We start from the raw sequence: 20440 nt of genomic DNA, 5'->3' as shown, positions 1-20440 counted from the left end.
ACTTCCGTGCATATGAAGCCACAAAAATTAAGAGCCGTTTAAATCGCAGAATTCAACGACAGCTTTTAAGTTTTTGGTTCATGGAATACTTTTGCGTAGCAAAACCATAAAACCGCGACTTAAAAACTGTCCAACGCAGGCGCGAAGCGCTGAAGTGGTATTGAAACGATTTATTATGACTTACTTGGCATGCGCCCTGATTGCGGTAATAATACTTTCGGTATTCCAACGAACATCAACGATGGATCGTGAAGACACAATAGTTGATATCCTTTCCTGCCCTCTTGGAATTACACCAACAATGGGGATTCCTAAATCAATAGCCTTATCTAACTCCCACTCCATCCAAGAGCTATGACTCGCATATACTCCAGCCAATGCTAATACGATGTTTGAGTTCCCAATTTTTTGTGCCAACCTCGTTTTGACGTAGCCTTCATTTTCAGAGTTTATTGGCTTATCCTTTGTAGACTCCTCGTATGTGGCGCTAAAATGCGATCTTGCGTTAATTAAATCTCTTAGCGCCTCCAGTGTATCTGAATACTGCCAGGAGTGACTTATAAATATCTTATATTCTTTAGCCATTGCCATTTACCCATTGATTAATTTATTTAATATTTCTTTGCTTTCGAAATATGTTTCCTTTTCCCAGCCGGACGAAACCAAAGCTAGATAAATATTTTCATATTTCATTCCATTATCAACATCACCAAGGCCAAAATAGCAATTGGCGAGTGTTGCATAAGGCCACTTATTTATTGACTGAGAAATTTCTTCCTCCTCAGATAAGTGAGCCAAAATCCCCAAAATTTCTTGCCTCGCCTTTTTGGCTGAAATTTTATAAAAGGTTTTTTCTTCTAGATCCACTTCGATACTTGCTGCAAGATTTAAACAAAGAGCGTAATTCTCACCATTATAATAATCACGGCGAATTTGAAACCCCTTGCCATAATAATGTATAGCTCGCTTCAAACACTCGACATCATTTGTTGCATGCCACATTCGCTTGTATATAGCGCCAGTAAGCCCAAGAGTTTCCGGGTCGTTTGTTTCATTATCTGGATCTAGCTTTTCGATTATTTTAAGAGCGTCGGTTAAAGAAGAGATTTCTGTAGGTTCTTTAGATTTATACTTAGCCAAGGCATGTTGCTGAGTAAAATATACTTCATTTGGAACTAACCCTTCAGCCTTTTCCCATAATTTAGCAGCTCCGACAAAGTTAGAATCCTCCATAAAATGCTTGGCACGCTCTGAAATAGCAAAAATACTTTCTTCTCTTTCAGATAAATCACCAATAATTCTTTGATATTCTTTTTGTGTTAATTTAGGTGGTTCAATATCTTGTATGTAGTCATAAAGAGGGCTATCAATTACTTTATTTTTTAGTATCGACTCGATCATTTCAACCAATGCTTCTTTGCATCGTCCAGCCTCATCGACGCCAATATCATCGCCTAAGTGAACATAATGAAAAATACGGTTGTGGTTTAGATCAAATGGAATAGTACCCTCTTGCTCCTTTATTATTATTGTTGAATAAGGCCTAACAGCATGACGAATACCTAATTCATAAATTGCATTTGGGTTATATGTGGATATATCTGCCACAACTAAATCCGCATGCATTAACAACGCATACATGCTCTTATCTATCAAGCCAGAGTCTTGGATTTCATCTGCCCTAACACACTGAAGCCCTGCTTTTTCAACTGCCGGCTTAATAATGTTTTTATATGTTTTGTCAAGGTCTAATGTTTTACCTGTAGACAGGTCTGTTTTTTTTCCAAACCCCATAATAACGAAACATAATTTTTGTTTTTTTGCCATTCGCTGCACCTATATGATTGATAAGCTATAACGTTTAGTTAAGGGCGCGCTTTAGCCCGTCGGGGCGGGCTATTGCGGTGGTAAATCGAGCATTGAATTTGCAGGCGACTACAAATGTACCTCAAGCCGAACCGAAAGGTTGGGCAACGAACGTGCGGGCGTTGGCAGATGAAGAAAGGCGGTGAGATCAATGGCGTTTGCTTCAGCGATGAGCCGCAAGGCCACCGCAAAACGCTGCGGGCATTCAGCCTGCTCGTGCGCTGACGCTCAGCACGTGCAACTGCGCTGAGGTCTGGCCGAAGAGATGAGTGAATGCTTCCGTGCATACAAAACCACCAAAATTAAGAACTGTTTTCAACTATAAAAACGCACCAAAATGGTGCGCAACTACCCTGATAGGCTTGGTGGACACTCCTTGTCCATCTGGCTATTCGTGTCTATGCTAAGGCTTTCAGCGTCCCTATGACCGTATAAGGGAGTTATACACCTTGGATAGACAGCCTCAATGCTCAACCAAGTGCGTGAGCAAACTCGCCTGAGACACTACTCGATTCGCACGGGGCGTGTCTATTGCGAGTGGGTTAAGAGCTCGTTTCCATTGTTTTCGTTACATGCAACGAAGGGGGCTGCTGAGGTAGAGGCTTTTTATCAAGCCTTACGGTGTATGGCTACACCCAACAGTAATTAGCAGCAGGCGCTATTTCACTGATGTCAACCGCAAATTTTGGCCGAGAGTTGTCCGTCGCTTTATTCCTAAGTTACGCGACGTTGCGCTCGCACCGCAGGATAAAGCTTTGCTGCGTAGCGTGAGTCTGTCGCAGGTGATCAATTATCTGCGACATGAAACTCGGTCGCTGCGGCTCTGAGAAGGATTGGGTGCGACTCCGATACGCTTGCCATTTCTCAGGGTTGGGATCTGCAACCGTAGCTAGTCACGATGGCGATTTTGTGGCTGCCACGAATGTCCGGATATGGCCGCTCTCTGCCGGTCCCGACAGGCGGGAGTCGGCCAGAAGCAGTCATTAAATCAGGGTTATGGGGTCATCCATTCTTGGCACTACCAGATAGCGCGTGCTCAAAACCAATCAGTTCATGAATCTGGCTGCTGTACGGGTCATAGACCCATTCATGGTCAAAAAGACTAGTCAAACGTTGAGTCATAAAGCAATCGCCTACAACCAAGGAATAGAAACGATTGCCATGAGTACGCTGCTGCTCAATTCGCTGGCATAGCTGCTCCGGCAAGCTGGCCATGATGAAGTCTGAAATCATCAGTAGATCAGCACGCTCATAGATGTCGCGCTGCATCACACCCAGCGCATGATCCAATGCCGGGATAGCGTCTGTACCGCCGTGAAAGGACATGCCCAGAAACTTTATCAATGCCTCCATACCAAAATCGTCGCCAAGATCCAGCGTCTCGATGCCGGTGGAAAAATTGATCAAATAGCACGCTCGTTTTTGCTGCCTGGCCTTGCCTGCAATGAAAAGCGCCACGGCTTTGGCAACCGTCTCAGGCATACCGCTCATAGAACCGCTGGTGTCGACACAGATCACCATGGGGCCTTGTTCAGCCGCCTCTTCGACACGAAGCAGATCTTCCTTCTGGTGATGCTGTTGCACGCGCTGAATGCCCTGCATGTCAAAACACATTAGGCGTGACTCGACGTATTTGAGGTCGAAAAGTATGGACGTTTCAGGGTCAGCCAACAGTGCCAACTCACTGGGCAGCACATGCTCGATATCACGCCCCAAACGAATGCCGATGATCTCTTCTCGGGAATTGATATCCGGCAACTCAATGTCTTGCGTATAGCGCACTTGGGCTCGCTCGATCCGCTCGGATAACTCCAACTGATGTAGCTTACCTAGCAAATCACATAGCGACTGAACGCCCGAATTATTGGCCAAGTATGTAGCCCAACGCTTAAAGCGCTCAATCTCTTGTGCAGACAAATTACCTTTGGAGAGGTCAAGGAACATACCAGGATCCAATCCCAGCGTTTCCAACTGCTGGTGAAGCTGTTGCAGCAACTGCAAAAATGCTTCGAGATCCTCCATGAACTGCTGGCGCAGCATGGATAGACGCTCAAGTTCCCACTCAGCTCGCACCTTATCTAGCGCTTTTTGCCATTCATCTCGCAAAAGGCGGGCGCTCACAGTGCAATCGCCCCGACGTTTTTTCTCAACCGTTTCAGGAGCTGTCGCCGCTGCCAGCTCACGCTGCCAAAAAGATTGATTGTTCGGCAGTTTGGCTGCACGGCACAGCGCAACATAGTTCTCAACTGCCGCCGCCAGTTCGGCACTCGACACAGGAGGAGACTGGAACCGTACTTGCCAAGCCGATAGCTGCTGCTCATATAGCGCATAGGGGAACTCAGCTTTCAGCTGAGCAGCCGAGGCCGATTGCCACAGCCGAATCCGCTCTTCTACGTAACCTGCAGCCGAATCAGAGCGCCCTAGTAGCGATGCGAATTTACGTTGAACGTTATCACCAATATCATTGGCAACACTGACCAGTTGATCTAGCGGCATAACTCTTCCAAACGTTCGCAGTCTTTGATACGAAGTTGTAGGCCTGCAATTTGTAGCGCTATGCCCGAAATCGCTAGGGACGCCTTATCTGCCGGTACAAAAGGCGAACTCAGCTTAGCCTCGTAGGATTTAAATCTTTTCTCTACCCTTTTAAGGGTAATAGAAAGTTTTTCACGAATTTCACGCACCGAACAGGCAAGGGAAGTAACTAGCCTTATATTAATGTCTTCCTTTTTGTCGCCTTTATGAAAAATAATCTCAGGCGTAAATTTAATACTCAAGTAATCCATGTGCCCGTCAGACATGTTGAGCTGGCAGGTTCCTTGTCCATCAAATTTGCACTTAATGCTTTTCTGTTCATTGCCCTTGCTGTCTAGCGGATGAAACTCGTCCTTTGTTTTAAGTCTTTCTTTTGCAATAAATATCTCAAATATTTTTTCGTGATTGCTGTAGTAATTGCTCTTTGACTTGAAGGTGCCTTTGCATTGAAAGAAATGTTTATTGGAGATGCTTACCGTTTTATAAATGTCAGAGGAATGGAAAAGCTCCTTCTTTATCTCCTTGTCTAGTGCGTCTTTCTCTTTATCAAGCGTAGCCAAATCTATACCACTATCAAACCCGCAGACCTTTACCGCTTCCGCAACGATATCCCAGACAGTCTGACGATTTTCTTCATGCGTCCACAAGCAGTGCTGCAGCAGTAAGGCGTCACTATGGTTGGTTTCCCTGCGATCATTAAAGAAGGCTGCTGCCTTCATGAGCATCGCGGCTCGCTGCCAGCGTCGGTCGGAGACATAAACCTTGAGCGTTTCGTATTGCTGCTCTAGTTGTTCGCGGATCAAATGAATAATGGTTAGCGTCTCAGCAGACAGCTTGACCTGATGCGATTGCGCCATCCATTCAGCCCATTCGCTGGATTTCACCTGTAGAGCCAAGGGGATGTTGATTTTTGCTTCGGTCGGTTTGCTATTAACCAGCTGATCGAAGTGCTGGACTTCACGGATCGGCCCCACCATCAGCCGCACAATAAAGCGGTCGTACAAGGCTTCAAGGCCCTGATTAGCATCTGGCGTTTCGTTGGATGCAGCAATCAGAGCCTTAAGTGGGGCTTTCTCAATGGCTTCACCATTACGGAACACATGCTCGTTAATCAACGTCAGGAGGGTATTCAAAATGGCGGGGCTGGATTTCCAGATCTCATCAAGGAAGGCGAACTCGGCCTTGGGCAGGTAATTATCTGTTTTGCGAATGTAGTTATCTTCTTTTAGTGCCTTGATGGACACAGGGCCAAACACCTCTTCAGGTGTGCTGAAGCGGTTCATCAGGTATTCGAAATAGGTCGGTTGCTCAAAAGCGCAGGCTATACGACGAGAAATCAGACTCTTGGCCGTGCCGGGTGGCCCGTATAAAAAAGTATTCTGCCCGCAGAGCGCTCCCAGCAGAGATACCGCAATGATCTCTTCACGCTCAAACATGCCCGAGCTTACGCTGGCAACTAAATCCCCGATACGCTTTTGCAAACCCACACTCAACTCCTTGAATCCATTCGGCTGTTGATGCAGAGACTATCCAGATTCATAGCGAATGGCCATTGCTTGGCGATGCCTTTTTCTGCAGCGGGTGCGCCGGAGAATTTGTCAATGCACGCTATTGGCCGAAAGTCGCCTCTCGTGACCGGAGAACCGAACCAGCCAGTCGATATCAGCGGGGCCAGTAAGGCTGGAGACTGTTCCACTCTACGCGCATCTTGAGCAACAGACGCCGCACATACAGTGATGCGCTCAGCTCTCACAGGCCCTCTAACATCGGCATATCGTAAGTCTGAACAACAGATTCGCAGTAGTCGGCAAACGAGCGTTGGCTTACCACTCTGTGTCGCCAGTGGGATATGGTGAGTGGGCGCCAAGAGGCAGAATTTGCTGGATACCGGTGCAGTCGTCGCGGGTGTAACGAACCAGCTCACGGCCCCACCTTAGGTAGCGGTAAGGACGTCACAGACGACGAAGAAGCAAAAGCGATCCCGCGAGGTCAAGTCCGTGCAATTACCCAAGGGGTTGGGAGCGCTGAGATTCAGGCGGCAACGAGACAACTTTTTTGTCTGGATACGTCAACTTGATGAGCAATGCCACTAAATACGAAGTCAGGACAGTCACTAGTCAACTCCGACTATGACCCTTCCCCTGGCGGGAGAATCGGTCCATGCAAACAATGATCCTTTTCCCAGGTGATACCCCGGTCGACAGTTCAACCCATGTCTGGTTAATGACCATCGGTCTCGTTGCCTATTTCATCCCTCGCCGGTGACTCTAGTACCCGGCGGCAGATTAGCCGCTGCAAGGTTTCTAAATCGACACTTTCAGCGTTTTAATAGCGCGGTCGTAGGTGTCCTGGATGGGTTCGGCACCGGTTTCCGACAGACTTATTTAGTAGGTCTCGCGGCAAAACGTTAAAAAATCGGGTCTTCGACAGACTTTATTTCTGAATCGTCCACCGGCTACCTCCTGAATTTACTGGGCTCGATCCGACACACTTTATTTCGTAGGATCACATTGAATTCGGCATTTTCATTGATGACATAAGGCTTCCTTGTAGCTTTCCGAAGCTTCAGAAGGAGGAGGGCATGTTCACTTCTTATAAAATCTAATGACTTCATTTTATTTTCTAATGACCACCGAAGGCTGTGTAGACGGTAATTGCGATAGTCTGTGTAAACCAAAAGTTTATAGTGGCGCTTATGGAAACCTTCAGCAGTATCGAATGCTTCGTGCGCAGCGCCGAAGTCGGCAGCTTTGCCGAAGCCGCGCGACGACTGAGTCTGACCCCGGCGGCGGTGGGCAAGAGTGTTGCAAAACTTGAGGCGCGGCTCGGTGTGCGGCTGTTTCAGCGCAGCACCCGGAGCCTGACGCTGACCGAGGCCGGCCATCTGTTTCTTGGCGAAGTCAGTTCCAGCCTGCACACGATTCAGAATGCCGTGGCCAATCTCGCGAGCGCCGAAGGACGTCCGGCGGGAACGCTGAAAGTCAGCATGGGTACGGTGTTCGGGCGGTTGTATGTGGTGCCGTTGCTGGGCGAGTTTCTACGCCGGTTTCCGGCAATCAACCCGGACTGGCATTTTGATAACCGCCAGGTCGATCTGATTGCACAAGGCTTCGATGCCGCGATTGGCGGTGGATTCGAGCTGCCGCAGGGGGTGGTCGCGCGCAGGCTGACGCCGGCGCATCGGGTGTTGGTGGCGTCCGCCGAATATCTGGCGGGGCGTGCGGCGGTCGTCGAGCCGGATGATCTCAAACACCACGACGGGATTCTGATTCGGTCGCCGCAGACGGGGCGTGTGCGGTCCTGGCAATTGACCAGCCGCACCCACCAACACAGCCCGCTGACGCTCAAGGCGCGGATGACCATGAGCGATTCCGAAGCGGCTTGTGCGACGGCGATTCAGGGATTGGGGATTGCGTTGGTGAGCATGCCGTTTGCGTCGGGTTATTTGGAAGCCGGGACGTTGCAGCGGGTGTTGCCGGACTGGTATGTCGACGATGGCAACATTTCCATTTACTACGCTGAGCACAAATTGTTGCCGGGCAAGACCCGGGCGTTTGTGGACTTCATTATTGAGCAGTTTGCCCAGCAGGGATTGGGGGCGCGGTTTAGTGCGGTTTGAGTCTGGCCTTGGACCGAGGTGCGGCCATCGCCGGCTTGCCGGCGATGAACGATAACGCGGTCTCTACCTGCCAAACCCCGGCCACCCAATAATGTTCTTCGGCCGCGGCGTCGCATACGTCCTTACCTTCGACGTCGACAACCCCAGCCGCACCAACGATTCGGCCATTGTCACCGCCGCCGTCACGCCATCCACCACCGGCACGCCGGTGCGTCGGCGAATCTGATCGTCGAGCCCGGCCATCCCGCCGCAACCGAGGCAAATCACCTCGGCTTTGTCCTCCAATACTGCCAATTCCGCCTGACGCACTATCGCCTCAAGCGCCCGTTCGGGATCGGATTCCAACTCCAGGACCGCCAGGCCACTGGCCCGCACGGATGCGCAGCGGTCCCACAGCCCTGAGAGTTTCAGCCGATCCTCGATCAACGGCACGGTACGGTCCAGCGTGGTGACCACCGAATAGGCATGACCCAGAAACATCGCCGTGCTGGCCGCAGCGTCGGTGATGTCCACCACTGGCACGTTGAGCAGTTCCTGCAACCCTTCGCGACCGTGCTCGCCGTAACCGGCCTGAATCACCGCGTCGAAGGGCTGATCGTAGGACATCACTCGATCCATCACGGCGATGGCGGCCAGGTAGCTTTCGAAATTGCCTTCGATGGAGTCGGCGCCGAAGTACGGTGTCAGGCCAATGATTTCGGTGCCGGGTGCAGCGATGGCTTGGGCCGAACGGGCGATGGCCTGGGTGATGGATTCGGTGGTGTTGACGTTGACCACGAGAATTCGCATGGGAAATCCTTATAGCGGGACGGTTCTGCGCCCCGTGCTTGCCGGGTCGCCAGGGTTTAGTGGCTGACGTTGTCGACCGCGATGGCTTCGCCGCTGACGTCCGCGTAGTGCGGCTGCCGTTTGGCGATGATCAGATAAAGCATCCCGGCAATCCCGGCACCAATCAGCCAGGAGAACGGTGATACGAGATTGAACCCGGGCACCAGCGCCAGGACGATGGCGATCAGTGCTGCAGGAATGAACGCCGCTACGGCGCGTAAATTGACGCCGCGGCTGTAGTAATAAGCGCCGTTGGGATCTTCGCTGTACAACTGCGGCACGTTGACCTGACCTTTTCGTACAAGCCAGTAGTCGACCATGATCACCCCGTACAACGGGCCGAGCAGGGCGCCGAGGCCGGACAGGAAATACACGATTACCAGCGGGCTGTTGTAAAGGTTCCACGGCAGGATCAGTACGGCGATGGTCGCGCTGATCAGACCGGCGCGGCGGAAGTTCAGGTATTTCGGCGCCAGATTGCTCAGCACGAAGGCCGGGGCGACGAAGTTGGCCATGATGTTTACCGCCACGGTGACGATCAGGAAGGCGAGGCAACCGAGTACCAGGAAGAACGTATTGGGGATCGACGCGATGATCTCCGTCGGACTTTCGATGATCCGGCCATTGATCTGAAATTGCGCGCCGCACAGTAGGACGGTGATACCGGCGAACACCAGAATGTTCACCGGCAGGCCCCAGAAATTTCCGACCTTGATCGTCTTGCGGCAAGGCGAAGAACGGGCGAAGTCACAGAAGTTGAGGATCAGCGTGCCGTAGATCGCCAGCCACAACGCACCGCCGGCGAAGATGTTGCGCCACATCTCGCCGCCGGTCAGTGGTTCGCGGATCGACCAGGCGATGGTCGCGTTGGCCTGGGTGTACATCCACGCGGCGAGGGCGGCGACGGTCAGCAAAATCACCGGGCCGGCGAACGCTTCATAGCGCCGCACCATCTCCATGCCGTAGGCGAGAATCGCCAGCTGCACCAGCCAGATCGCCACGAAACACACCCAGCCCAGGCTCGACAGGCCGAGGATCGAGTTGTGGTCGTAGTCGGCGAAACCCGGATGCACCGCAGTCAGAAGCACCCGAAACACAACCGAGGCGAGGTACGTCTGAATCCCGAACCAGGCGATGGCAATAACGGCGCGGATCAATGCGGGAATTTGCGCCCCGTGGATACCGAAACTGATCCGGCTGATCACCGGAAACGGCACGCCGGTTTTCTGGCCCATGTAGCCGGAGAGGTTCATGAAGCAATACACCAGCGCCGCGCCGATCCCGAGCGACAGCAGAATCTGCCAGCCGCCCAGACCTAATGCATAAAGACCGATGGCGAAGGAATAGTTGGCGATGTTGTGAACGTCGTTGGTCCACAGGGCAAAAATGCTGTAGCGGCCCCAGCGTCGGCCTTCGGCTTTGGTCGGCGCCAGGTCTTTGTTGTGCAGGCGCGGGCTGAGCACCACGGGTTCTTGAAACGTTTGAGTGGGGGATAAGGAGGGCAGATCCAGCGCGATGTTGTTATTGGAGAGGCTAGTACGCATTCCGGCAGGCTCCGAGCTTGGCGTTGCGATGACTGTGCATGAGCGTGGGCTCGACAAATCTTCGTCGCAGGCGACAAGCATCATTGGTTACGGGGCATCTGCAGCCTGTACGGGATAGGGCGCTTCAGGCTTGCGGATCGAAAGTGTGTGTATGTTTTGTTTTGATTGTATACAAAACATGTATGCACTTAAGCCAGATCTGTGCCAGCTCTCGATCTATGGAATTCGTGGCTAATTTCGATTTGTTATCGATTTGAGATAAGTGACTGAAAAACAGACGGTATAAATTGACCGTTTAAACAGGTATTTATTTTTCAGCGGGAATCTTGGGGAGGGTCTATGGAAGGAGTCAGAAAGGGCGGATGTAACCATTTGGGGCGCAGAAACAAAAAGTGCACACATAAATGGCACCTATGGTGACATTCGTGTGTACACATTTTCTCGGATTGATCACGACACCTGTAGGAGCCAGCTTGCTGGCGATAGCGGTGTGTCATTCACAGCGTGATTGACTGGAAAATCGCAATCGCCAGCAAGCTGGCTCCTACAAGGGGATTTCGCCAGGGCCGGGCGGGATTATGCTTTGGATTTACTGATGATATTCCCCGCGTGCAACCCGCATTCTTTCTGCGTCGCCTCTTCCCACCACCAGCGACCTTCGCGCTCGTGCTGGTTCGGCAGCACGGGGCGGGTGCATGGCTCGCAGCCGATGCTGATGAAGCCGCGTTCATGCAGGCTGTTGTATGGCAACTCAAGCATGCGGATGTAGCCCCAGATCTCTTCGCTGGTCATCTGCGCCAGCGGATTGAATTTGTACAGGGTGCGTTCCGGAGTGGAGAACGCGGTGTCGATTTCCAGCACGGCGACGGCGCTGCGAGTGCCAGGACTCTGGTCCCGACGCTGGCCGGTGGCCCAGGCAGTCACGCCCGAGAGCTTGCGACGCAGCGGCTCGATCTTGCGGATACCGCAGCATTCGCCATGCCCGTCCTTGTAGAAGCTGAACAAGCCTTTTTCCTTCACGAACGGTTCAAGTTTCGTGTAGTCCGGCGACACCAGCTCAATGTCGATCTTGTAATGCTCGCGCACCTGATCGATGAAGCGGTAGGTCTCGGGGTGCAAACGACCGGTGTCGAGGCTGAACACTTTGACGTTCTTGTTCAGCTTCCAGGCCATGTCTACCAGCACCACGTCCTCGGCGCCGCTGAAAGATATCCACAGGTCATCGCCGAACTCGGCAAAAGCGAGTTTCAGGATGTCCTGGGCGGATTTGTTGGCATAGGTCGTGGCGAGTTCCACGACATCGAACGATGGGCTCATCAGGGCGGCTTCCTACAGGTCGGTGGCGCTGGGCGCTCTATATGGGCCTGATGGTAACAAAATCCTGCAGCCACTGGCGCGCCCTCTGCGTTGCGCAGGTCAGCCCGAGTCGCTAGAGTTCGGCAGTCCTTTTGCTCGCTCGACTCAATAATCAATACAAATGGGAGTGTGTTGTGGAAATTGCCTGTCTGGATCTTGAAGGTGTGCTGGTTCCGGAAATCTGGATCGCCTTCGCCGAAAAAACCGGGATCGAATCCCTCAGGGCCACCACCCGGGACATTCCCGACTACGACGTGCTGATGAAGCAGCGCCTGCGGATTCTCGATGAGCACGGCTTGAAGCTCACCGACATTCAGGAAGTGATCGCCACGCTGAAGCCGCTGGACGGCGCCATCGAGTTCGTCAACTGGCTGCGCGAGCGCTTTCAGGTGGTGATTCTGTCGGATACGTTCTATGAGTTTTCCCAACCGCTGATGCGTCAGCTGGGCTTCCCGACCTTGCTTTGCCATCGTCTGATTACCGACGATGCCGGGCGGGTAACGAGCTACCAGTTGCGTCAGAAAGACCCGAAGCGTCAGTCGGTTCTGGCCTTCAAGAGCCTCTACTATCGGGTGATTGCGGCGGGTGACTCCTACAACGACACCACGATGCTGGGCGAGGCGGATGCGGGGATACTGTTCCATGCGCCAGACAACGTGATTCGCGAGTTCCCGCAATTCCCGGCGGTGCACACGTTTGAGGAATTGAAACAGGAGTTCATCAAGGCTTCGAATCGGGCGTTGAGTTTGTAGTCGTTTTCAAGTACGCCATCGCGGGCAAGCCCGCTCCCACAGGTTTTGTGTCGCCCCGCAATTGTGCGATCAACACAAGACCTGTGGGCGCGTGGCTTGCCCGCGATGCTGTTAAAGGTTTTGCAGGGTGTCGAGCAACACCTTCACTTTGGTGATCGACTCCTGATACTCCGCCTGCCACTCCGAGTCCGCAACAATCCCGCCACCGCCCCAGCAACACACCTGCCCATCTTTCACCAGCAAGCTTCGAATCGCGATTGAACTGTCCATCTCGCCGCGCACATCCAGATACAGCAACGAACCGCAATACAACCCGCGCCGAGTCGGCTCCAGCTCATCAATGATCTGCATCGCGCGAATCTTCGGCGCTCCGGTAATCGAACCGCCGGGAAAGCTGCCAGCGATCAGATCCAGCGCATCGCGGTCATCCGCCAGTTCGCCGGTCACGCTGCTCACCAAGTGATGTACGTTCGGATAACTTTCGAGACTGAACAACTCTGGCACCTGCACCGAGCCGATGCGGCACGTACGGCCGAGGTCATTGCGCAGCAGGTCGACGATCATCAGGTTTTCCGCGCGATCCTTGGGGCTGGCCAGCAGTTCGGCGGCGTTCGCCGCATCTTCCGCATCGGTCAGGCCACGAGGGCGAGTGCCCTTGATCGGGCGGGTTTCCACGTGGCGGTCGCTGACTTTGACGAAACGCTCTGGCGACAGGCTCAGCACTGCGCCACCGTCGGGCAGGCTCTGGAAGCCGGAGAATGGCGTCGGACACGCCGCGCGCAACGCGCAGTACGCGACCCACGGATCCCCTTGGCACTCGGCGCGGAAGCGCTGGGCAAAGTTGACCTGGTAGCAGTCGCCCGCCTGGATGTACTGCTGAATACGTTCTATTGCCCGGCGGTAGTCATCAGCGCTCAGGTCGGCGCTCATCGGTGCTTTCAATTTGAACGATTCGACCGCTTCAACCACGGGATGACTGAACAGCGTGATCAGGCGTTGACGTTCGCTGTCGCTCAGCGACGGGTGAAACACCAACTGACTGGTCATCCGTTGGTGATCGCTGATCAGCGCCCAGTCGTGGAGCCCAAAACACGCATCCGGCAATTGCAAATCGTCTTGTGCCCGGTTCGGCAGGTGTTCCAGATGCCGCCCGAAGTCGTAGCTCAGGTAGCCAATCAGCCCGCCAGCAAAGGGCAGGTCAAAAGGAACGGCGGCTTCACCGAGTCGTGTCAGATTGTCGCGAAGGCGTTGCAGGAAATCGCCACCGCTTTCGTCAGGCATTACCGCCAGTTGTTCCAGTGGCCAGGCACTGAGCACGTCATAACGCCCGCGATCAGCCGTTGGCCGGCCGCTGTCGAGCAGCACGGCACCGGGGGCATGACGGATCGCCGCGAAGTATTCGGCGGGGTTGGCGCGATAGGGCAGCGGATGTACGTAACAGGTCGACATGGGCGGTGCAGATCAGCCATCGAGGCGGGGTGGCGATTGTAGTCCCCTCGGGGAATTGCTCCTAGGGGGGATGTCGGGGATTGGCAGATTGGAGGCAGGGCTGAGTGCTGTGGTGGCTGGGAGTCAGTCTTCGCGAGCAAGCCCACACATTGGATTTCCGGTGTTACATAGATTCAATGTGGGAGCGGGCTTGCTCGCGAAGGGGGCGACTCGGTTTTGGATCAACCCTCAACCGCAGGAATATGCCCAAACATCTCCTGCACAAACGCCATGCGTTCCTCGGGCGTCTCGGTAATCCCGCGCGCCTTCAACTCTTCCAGCCGCGCCTCGACCGCATGGGTGCGCAACGTCAGCCCGCAATCATTGGCGATCTGGATGTTCAACCCGGGCCGGGCATTCAGCTCAAGAATCAGCGGCCCTTTCTCCTGGTCCAGTACCATGTCCACACCGATGTAACCCAGCCCGCACAGCTCATAACAGCCGGCCGCGAGTTTCATGAAACCGTCCCAGTAGGGCAGTTGCACACCGTCTACTGCGTTGGTGGTGTCCGGGTGTTTGGTGATGATGTTGTTCAGCCAGGTGCCGCGCAGGGTCAGGCCGGTGGCGAGGTCTACGCCGACACCGATGGCGCCCTGGTGCAGGTTGGCCTTGCCGCCGGACTGGCGCGTTGGCAAGCGCAGCATGGCCATCACCGGATAGCCCATCAGCACGATGATGCGGATGTCCGGCACGCCTTCGTAGCTGATGCTCTTGAAGATCTGGTCGGGGATCACGCGGTATTCGATCAGTGCGCGGTCACGGTGACCGCCCAGGGAATACAGGCCGGTGAGGATGCTGGAGACATGGTGCTCGATTTCCTCGTGACTGATGATCTTGCCGGACACCGTGCGATAGCGCCCTTCAAAACGGTCGGCAATCACAATGATGCCGTCGCCACCGGCGCCCTGGGCCGGTTTGATCACGAAGTCGCTGCGTCCGCCGATGATCTCGTCGAGCTTGTCGATTTCTTTCTCGGTGGAAATCACCCCGTACAGTTCCGGCACATGAATGCCGGCAGCGATCGCGCGTTCCTTGGTGATGATCTTGTCATCGACGATCGGGTACAGGCTGCGCTTGTTGTACTTGAGCACGTAGTCTGCGTTACGCCGATTGATCCCCATGATGCCCCGGGCTTCCAGGGCTTTCCAGGTCTTCCAGAAGCCGAACATCAGGCGTCAGCCTTCTTCAGGAATGCCTTGAAGCGCACCAGTTCCGTCAGGCGGTAGCCGCGATAGCGACCCATGGCCAACATGAAGCCCACCAGAATCAACAGGATCGCCGGGAAGGTGAACACGAAGTACACCAGTTCCGGCACGCTCATGATCAGGTGCGCCAGGGACGCGGCGAACAACGTGCCGATGGCCACTTTCATGGCATGTCCGGAGCCGCGTTCTTCCCAGGTAATCGACAGGCGTTCGATGGTCATGGTCAGAATCACCATCGGGAACAGCGCCACGGACAACCCGCGCTCCAGGCCCAGCTTGTGACTGAACAGGCTGATTGCGGCAATCAACACCACCACAAACGTCAGCACCACCGACAACCTCGGCAGCATTTGCAACTTCAGGTGTTCAAGGTAGGAGCGCAGTGAAAGCCCCAGCGCGGTAATGATGGTGAACAGCATGATGCCGAACCCGAGCTGGGTTTCGCGGAAGGCGAGGGCGATCAGCACCGGGGTAAAGGTGCCGAGGGTCTGCAAGCCGATCAGGTTGCGCAGGATCAGGATCACCAACACGCCGATCGGGATCATCACCATGATCATGAAGGTCTGCTGGGTTTGCAGCGGCAGGCCGTACAGCGAGTATTCGAGGAAGTTGGCGTCGGTATTTTCGTCGGTCAGCTTGGCCAGGCGAATCGCGTTCATTTCGCTGTTGTTCATGCTGAAGGTGACGGTGGCTTTCTTGCCGCCATCGACGGTGATCAGGTTTTCATCGCCGGTCCACCACAGCAAACGGTCGGTCGGCAGGCCTTGCTCGCCGGTTTCCGGGTTGAAGTACAGCCAATCGGTGCCGTTGAAGCTGCGCAGCCAGAGTTCCGGGGATTGCGGCTGGTCGGCCACCAGGCGGATGGTGTGGACTTTTTCCACCGGCACGTGGGCGATGGACAGTACCAGCTCGACGATTTTTGCCTTGTGCCCGCTGGATGGATCGCCACCCAGCAACAGTTTCACGTTGTCGTCATTGACGTTGTTGACCCGCTTGATCGCTTCGCCGATGAAGGTTTCGACGTCGGCCGAGTGCTGGCGAATCGGTGCGAGCAAGGCTTCGGCGGCGATTTTTTCCGCGCCTTCGACGGCAATGCTGTCGCGGAAGGTCGGGCCTTTGACCTTGGATTTTTCGCCGGTGTAGCGCTTGGTCAGTACCAGACGGTAGTAAAGGGTCTGGTTGCCCTTGGCCCGGCGCGCCGACCAGGTGACCTTGCGGTTGCCGTCGACGCGATTCACGGCCACGCCGTAATTATTGGAGATGAAGCTTTCGTTGAGGCTGACGAAATCGCGGCTCAGCGGTGGCACGAACATTTGGATCTTGACCGGGTCCTTGGCACTGGCGACGAACTCGACCTTGGCGTCGATGTTCCACAAGTCGTCGGTGGCGTCTTCGGTCACCGGAATGCCGAGCACGAAAATCTGATAGGCCGTGACTGAAATGCCCAGCACCACCAGGATGGCGATCAGCAGTTTCAGATGGAGGGTAAGAGCGCGCATTGGAATTACTCTGCGGTATGTGCGTCGGTGGCGCAGGCGGGTTTGCCAGCAGCATATTTAAGACTGGGGTCGACCAGCGCATCAAAGCGTTTAAGCGCTTCGGAGCCAATCAGGAGCGGATATTGGAAGGCACTGCGGTCGGTAAGGTTCACTTCGATGCTGCGTAAAGCCGAGCCCATGCAGATATCCAGTTCGATCACCGGACGGGCGGTGTACTTCTTGTCTTCTTCCGGATCGTAGTCGCCGGCACGGCGTTTGATTTTGCTGACGCGGGCCAGGGGGCGTTCGATCGGGTGCGAGTGCGCGGCGTCGATGGCCAGATAGAAGCGCACCCAGGACTCGCCATTGCGTTTGAAACGCTTGATGTCGCGGGCGCTCAGGGAGGCCGTTTTGGCGCCGGTGTCGAGTTTGGCGGCGACTTCCAGATTGATGCCGTCCAGCGAGGCGTACTCGTTGAGGCCGTACACAGTCTTTTCCCCCGCCGCGGCGACAGCGGGCAGGCAAAGCAAATAAAGGAAGGTGGGGAAGGGCTTGAGTCTCATAAATCCTGGTGCGCAGCGGTCCGTGTTTCGATTCAAGGCCCTGGCATCGCTGCGCAAGCTCCCTCGTATGCCTATCAGCTATTTATGACAGGCAGTGCAGATGTCACAAACAAATGCGGGCGGCATTCTAGCACGGTGGCTTTATGGCGCCAGCGCCGGGAGGCGGCTATAAACAGAGGGGCTGCATTGTTGTGGTGCAACCGGTTATTAGACGATTGTCGACAATACCTATTTATCCTTTGACTAAAAGGTCTGTATTCGCTAGTTTTTGCCGCATCAGCTTTCAAGGTGTCGACAATATGCTGGATCAACTCGATCCCCCGGTCATTGCCCAAGACGATTCGGAAACACTTTCCGAGAACGTCTTCCGGCGCATTCAGGCGGCCATCGTCAAGGGCGAGATCGCCCCGGGCAGCAAAATCTCCGAGCCGGAACTGGCGCGCACCTACGGCATCAGCCGCGGGCCGTTGCGCGAAGCGATCCACCGTCTCGAAGGCCAGCGCCTGCTGGTGCGCATACCGCACGTCGGGGCGCGGGTGGTTTCACTGAGCCATGCCGAGCTGCTGGAACTCTACGAAATCCGCGAATCCCTGGAAGGCATGGCCTGTCGCCTGGCGGCCGAACGCATGACCGTCGAAGAAATCGACGAACTGCGCCGGGTTCTCGAAACCCACGAGCGCGATGCGGCGTTTCAGGCCGGTGTCGGCTACTACCAGCAGGAAGGCGATTTCGACTTCCATTACCGAATCATCCAGGGCAGCGGCAACCGCACTCTGACGCAGATGCTCTGCGGCGAGCTTTATCAATTGGTGCGCATGTACCGCATCCAGTTTTCCACCACGCCCAATCGCCCGCGCCAGGCCTTCGCCGAGCACCACCGGATTCTCGACGCCATCGCCGACCGTGACGGTGAGCTGGCCGAGTTGTTGATGCGCCGCCACATCGGCGCCTCCAAACGCAATATCGCCCGTCACTACCAGGACGGCGCAAACCAGACAGCCACTCAACGAGGTGAGTCATGAGTTCCAACAAAAGCACTCCAGGCCAGCGATTCCGCGATGCGGTCGCCAGCGAACATCCGCTGCAAGTGGTCGGCGCGATCAACGCCAACCACGCGCTGCTGGCCAAACGCGCCGGTTTCAAGGCTATTTATCTGTCGGGTGGCGGGGTGGCTGCCGGCTCCCTCGGCGTACCGGACCTGGGCATCACCGGCCTGGACGACGTGCTGACCGACGTGCGCCGCATCACCGACGTGTGCGATCTGCCGCTGCTGGTGGACGTGGACACCGGTTTCGGTTCCTCGGCGTTCAACGTCGCCCGCACCGTGAAGTCGATGATCAAGTTCGGCGCGGCGGCGATTCACATCGAAGACCAGGTCGGCGCCAAGCGCTGCGGTCACCGCCCTAATAAAGAAATCGTCTCGTTGCAGGAAATGGTCGATCGCATCAAGGCTGCGGTTGATGCGCGCACCGACGACAGCTTCGTGATCATGGCTCGCACCGACGCCCTGGCCGTTGAAGGCCTGGAGTCCGCACTGGATCGCGCTGCGGCGTGTATTGAAGCCGGCGCCGACATGATCTTCCCGGAAGCTATTACCGAACTGGAGATGTACAAGCTGTTCGCCAGTCGCGTGAAGGCGCCAATCCTGGCCAACATCACCGAATTCGGCGCGACGCCGCTGTACACCACCGAGCAACTCGCCGCTGCCGATGTGTCGCTGGTGCTGTACCCGCTGTCGGCGTTCCGCGCGATGAACAAAGCTGCGGAAAACGTCTACACGGCGATCCGTCGCGACGGCACGCAACAGAACGTGATCGACACCATGCAAACGCGTATGGAACTTTACGATCGCATCGACTACCACACGTTCGAGCAGAAGCTCGATGCGTTGTTTGCCGCGAAGAAGTAAGTCGCGCAACTCCCTAATAAATTCAAGATTGGAGACAGCAATGGCCGAAGCAAAAGTACTCAGTGGCGCCGGGCTCCGTGGCCAGGTTGCCGGGCAAACCGCACTGTCCACCGTGGGCCAGTCGGGCGCAGGCCTGACCTATCGCGGCTACGACGTTCGCGAACTGGCGGCTGACGCCCAATTTGAAGAAGTGGCCTACCTGCTGCTGTACGGCGAACTGCCGACCCAGGCGCAACTGGACACCTACATCAGCAAACTGGGCAAGCTGCGCGACCTGCCGCAAGCGCTCAAGGAAGTGCTGGAACGCATCCCTGCCGACGCCCACCCGATGGACGTGATGCGCACCGGTTGCTCGTTCCTGGGCAATCTCGAACCAGAGAACGACTTCTCCGAGCAACACGACAAAACCGACCGCTTGCTGGCCGCGTTTCCGGCGATCATGTGCTACTGGTATCGCTTCAGCCACGATGGCAAACGCATCAGCTGTGTGAGCGACGAGCAATCCATTGGCGGCCACTTCCTGCACCTGCTGCACGACAAGAAGCCGAGCGAGTTGCACGTCAAGGTGATGAACGTTTCGCTGATCCTCTACGCGGAACACGAGTTCAACGCTTCGACCTTCACCGCTCGCGTATGTGCATCAACCTTGTCCGACCTGTTCTCCTGCATCACGGCGGCCATCGGTTCCTTGCGCGGTCCGCTGCATGGCGGCGCCAACGAAGCGGCGATGGAAATGATCGAGCGCTTTAGCTCGCCGCAAGAGGCGGTCGAGGGCACCCTCGGCATGCTGGCGCGCAAGGACAAAATCATGGGCTTCGGCCACGCGATCTATAAGGACAACGATCCGCGTAACGAGGTGATCAAGGGCTGGTCGAAAAAACTCGCTGACGAAGTGGGCGACACGGTGTTGTTCCCGGTGTCCGAAGCCATCGACGCCACCATGTGGGAACAGAAGAAACTGTTCCCGAACGCTGACTTCTACCATGCGTCGACGTACCACTTCATGGGTATTCCGACCAAGTTGTTCACGCCGATTTTCGTCTGCTCGCGCCTGACCGGCTGGGCAGCGCATGTGTTCGAACAACGTGCCAACAACCGCATCATTCGCCCGAGCGCCGAGTACACCGGCGTCGAACAGCGCAAGTTCGTGCCAATCGAACAACGCTGAATGGTGGAGGCTTGCGCAGGGATTTGAACATTACGCAAATCCCTGTGGGAGCGGGCTTGCCCGCGATGACGGAGTCACATTCGACATAAACGTCGCCTGACCCACCGCAATCGCGGGCAAGCCCGCTCC

Annotated in this window: 17 protein-coding genes; 6 read left to right on the top strand and 11 right to left on the bottom strand. The window is 55.2% G+C overall.

Annotated features, from left to right (window positions below; all coding sequences use genetic code 11):
* Nucleotides 1-180: 180 nt before the first annotated feature.
* On the bottom strand, nucleotides 181-585 hold the full coding sequence (locus tag ACI77H_RS04850) for a TIR domain-containing protein (protein WP_407010636.1): 405 nt from the start codon (nucleotides 583-585) through the stop codon (nucleotides 181-183).
* A gap of 6 nt (nucleotides 586-591) precedes the next feature.
* Nucleotides 592-1827 carry a TRAFs-binding domain-containing protein gene (locus tag ACI77H_RS04845; protein ID WP_407010635.1) on the bottom strand — a complete coding sequence of 412 codons (1236 nt, stop codon included), beginning with the start codon at nucleotides 1825-1827 and terminating at the stop codon, nucleotides 592-594.
* A 114-nt stretch (nucleotides 1828-1941) separates the two neighbouring features.
* On the opposite strand from ACI77H_RS04845, the gene ACI77H_RS04840 reads away from it, so the two are divergent.
* A complete protein-coding gene (locus ACI77H_RS04840) occupies nucleotides 1942-2091 on the top strand; it encodes a hypothetical protein (protein ID WP_407010634.1) in 150 nt (49 codons plus the stop codon).
* Between the two features lie 777 nt (nucleotides 2092-2868).
* Here ACI77H_RS04840 and ACI77H_RS04835 read toward each other — a convergent pair.
* Entirely contained in the window at nucleotides 2869-4362 is a 1494-nt protein-coding gene (locus ACI77H_RS04835) for a VWA domain-containing protein (RefSeq protein WP_407010632.1), read from the bottom strand.
* Nucleotides 4353-5888 (bottom strand): AAA family ATPase, encoded by a 1536-nt coding sequence (locus tag ACI77H_RS04830; protein WP_407010631.1) that lies wholly within the window; start codon nucleotides 5886-5888, stop codon nucleotides 4353-4355. The genes ACI77H_RS04835 and ACI77H_RS04830 overlap by 10 nt, the downstream gene beginning before the upstream one ends.
* Before the next feature lie 1208 nt (nucleotides 5889-7096).
* Between ACI77H_RS04830 and ACI77H_RS04825 the strand changes: the two genes are divergently transcribed.
* Entirely contained in the window at nucleotides 7097-8020 is a 924-nt protein-coding gene (locus ACI77H_RS04825; RefSeq protein ID WP_407010630.1) for a LysR family transcriptional regulator, read from the top strand.
* Nucleotides 8021-8083: 63 nt separating this feature from the next.
* Here the strand turns inward: ACI77H_RS04825 and ACI77H_RS04820 are convergent, their stop codons facing one another.
* The 3 genes from ACI77H_RS04820 to ACI77H_RS04810 all read right to left on the bottom strand — a co-directional run bounded on the left by ACI77H_RS04820 (nucleotide 8084) and on the right by ACI77H_RS04810 (nucleotide 11709).
* Nucleotides 8084-8809 (bottom strand): aspartate/glutamate racemase family protein, encoded by a 726-nt coding sequence (locus ACI77H_RS04820; RefSeq protein ID WP_407010629.1) that lies wholly within the window; start codon nucleotides 8807-8809, stop codon nucleotides 8084-8086.
* A gap of 56 nt (nucleotides 8810-8865) precedes the next feature.
* Nucleotides 8866-10392: an NCS1 family nucleobase:cation symporter-1 gene (locus tag ACI77H_RS04815; protein ID WP_407010628.1), complete on the bottom strand. Its 1527-nt coding sequence runs from the start codon at nucleotides 10390-10392 to the stop codon at nucleotides 8866-8868.
* Between the two features lie 576 nt (nucleotides 10393-10968).
* A complete protein-coding gene (locus tag ACI77H_RS04810; RefSeq protein WP_008042297.1) occupies nucleotides 10969-11709 on the bottom strand; it encodes a phosphoadenylyl-sulfate reductase in 741 nt (246 codons plus the stop codon).
* 173 nt (nucleotides 11710-11882) lie between these two features.
* Between ACI77H_RS04810 and thrH the strand changes: the two genes are divergently transcribed.
* Entirely contained in the window at nucleotides 11883-12500 is a 618-nt protein-coding gene (gene thrH / locus ACI77H_RS04805; RefSeq protein ID WP_407010626.1) for a bifunctional phosphoserine phosphatase/homoserine phosphotransferase ThrH, read from the top strand.
* 111 nt (nucleotides 12501-12611) lie between these two features.
* Here the strand turns inward: thrH and pabB are convergent, their stop codons facing one another.
* From pabB to ACI77H_RS04785, 4 genes are all read right to left on the bottom strand, one after another.
* A complete protein-coding gene (gene pabB, locus ACI77H_RS04800; RefSeq protein WP_407010624.1) occupies nucleotides 12612-13949 on the bottom strand; it encodes an aminodeoxychorismate synthase component I in 1338 nt (445 codons plus the stop codon).
* Between the two features lie 221 nt (nucleotides 13950-14170).
* The gene (locus tag ACI77H_RS04795) at nucleotides 14171-15157 is read right to left on the bottom strand and encodes an alpha-L-glutamate ligase-like protein (RefSeq protein ID WP_407010622.1); all 987 of its coding nucleotides are present in this window, start codon (nucleotides 15155-15157) and stop codon (nucleotides 14171-14173) included.
* Nucleotides 15157-16692, bottom strand: a complete 1536-nt coding sequence (locus ACI77H_RS04790) for an inactive transglutaminase family protein (RefSeq protein ID WP_407010620.1) — start codon at nucleotides 16690-16692, stop codon at nucleotides 15157-15159. The genes ACI77H_RS04795 and ACI77H_RS04790 overlap by 1 nt, the downstream gene beginning before the upstream one ends.
* Nucleotides 16693-16697: 5 nt before the next feature.
* Complete coding sequence (locus ACI77H_RS04785; protein ID WP_407011036.1) at nucleotides 16698-17234, bottom strand: ATP-dependent zinc protease; 537 nt, start codon at nucleotides 17232-17234, stop codon at nucleotides 16698-16700.
* Nucleotides 17235-17536: 302 nt separating this feature from the next.
* Between ACI77H_RS04785 and ACI77H_RS04780 the strand changes: the two genes are divergently transcribed.
* Genes ACI77H_RS04780 through prpC form a run of 3 tightly spaced genes read left to right on the top strand, consistent with a single transcriptional unit; the run spans nucleotide 17537 to nucleotide 20311 of the window.
* On the top strand, nucleotides 17537-18256 hold the full coding sequence (locus tag ACI77H_RS04780; protein ID WP_407011035.1) for a GntR family transcriptional regulator: 720 nt from the start codon (nucleotides 17537-17539) through the stop codon (nucleotides 18254-18256).
* Nucleotides 18253-19143 carry a methylisocitrate lyase gene (prpB, locus tag ACI77H_RS04775; protein WP_223484733.1) on the top strand — a complete coding sequence of 297 codons (891 nt, stop codon included), beginning with the start codon at nucleotides 18253-18255 and terminating at the stop codon, nucleotides 19141-19143. The genes ACI77H_RS04780 and prpB overlap by 4 nt, the downstream gene beginning before the upstream one ends.
* A gap of 40 nt (nucleotides 19144-19183) precedes the next feature.
* Nucleotides 19184-20311, top strand: coding sequence for a 2-methylcitrate synthase (gene prpC, locus ACI77H_RS04770; protein ID WP_407010618.1), 1128 nt, complete (start codon nucleotides 19184-19186; stop codon nucleotides 20309-20311).
* The last annotated feature ends 129 nt before the right edge of the window (nucleotides 20312-20440 follow it).

It is taken from the genome of Pseudomonas sp. O230 (assembly GCF_045447035.1).
Classification (GTDB): Bacteria; Pseudomonadota; Gammaproteobacteria; order Pseudomonadales; family Pseudomonadaceae; genus Aquipseudomonas.
The sequence above is the reverse complement of the archived record's forward strand: the minus strand, read 5'-3'. Positions and strand labels throughout refer to the sequence as shown.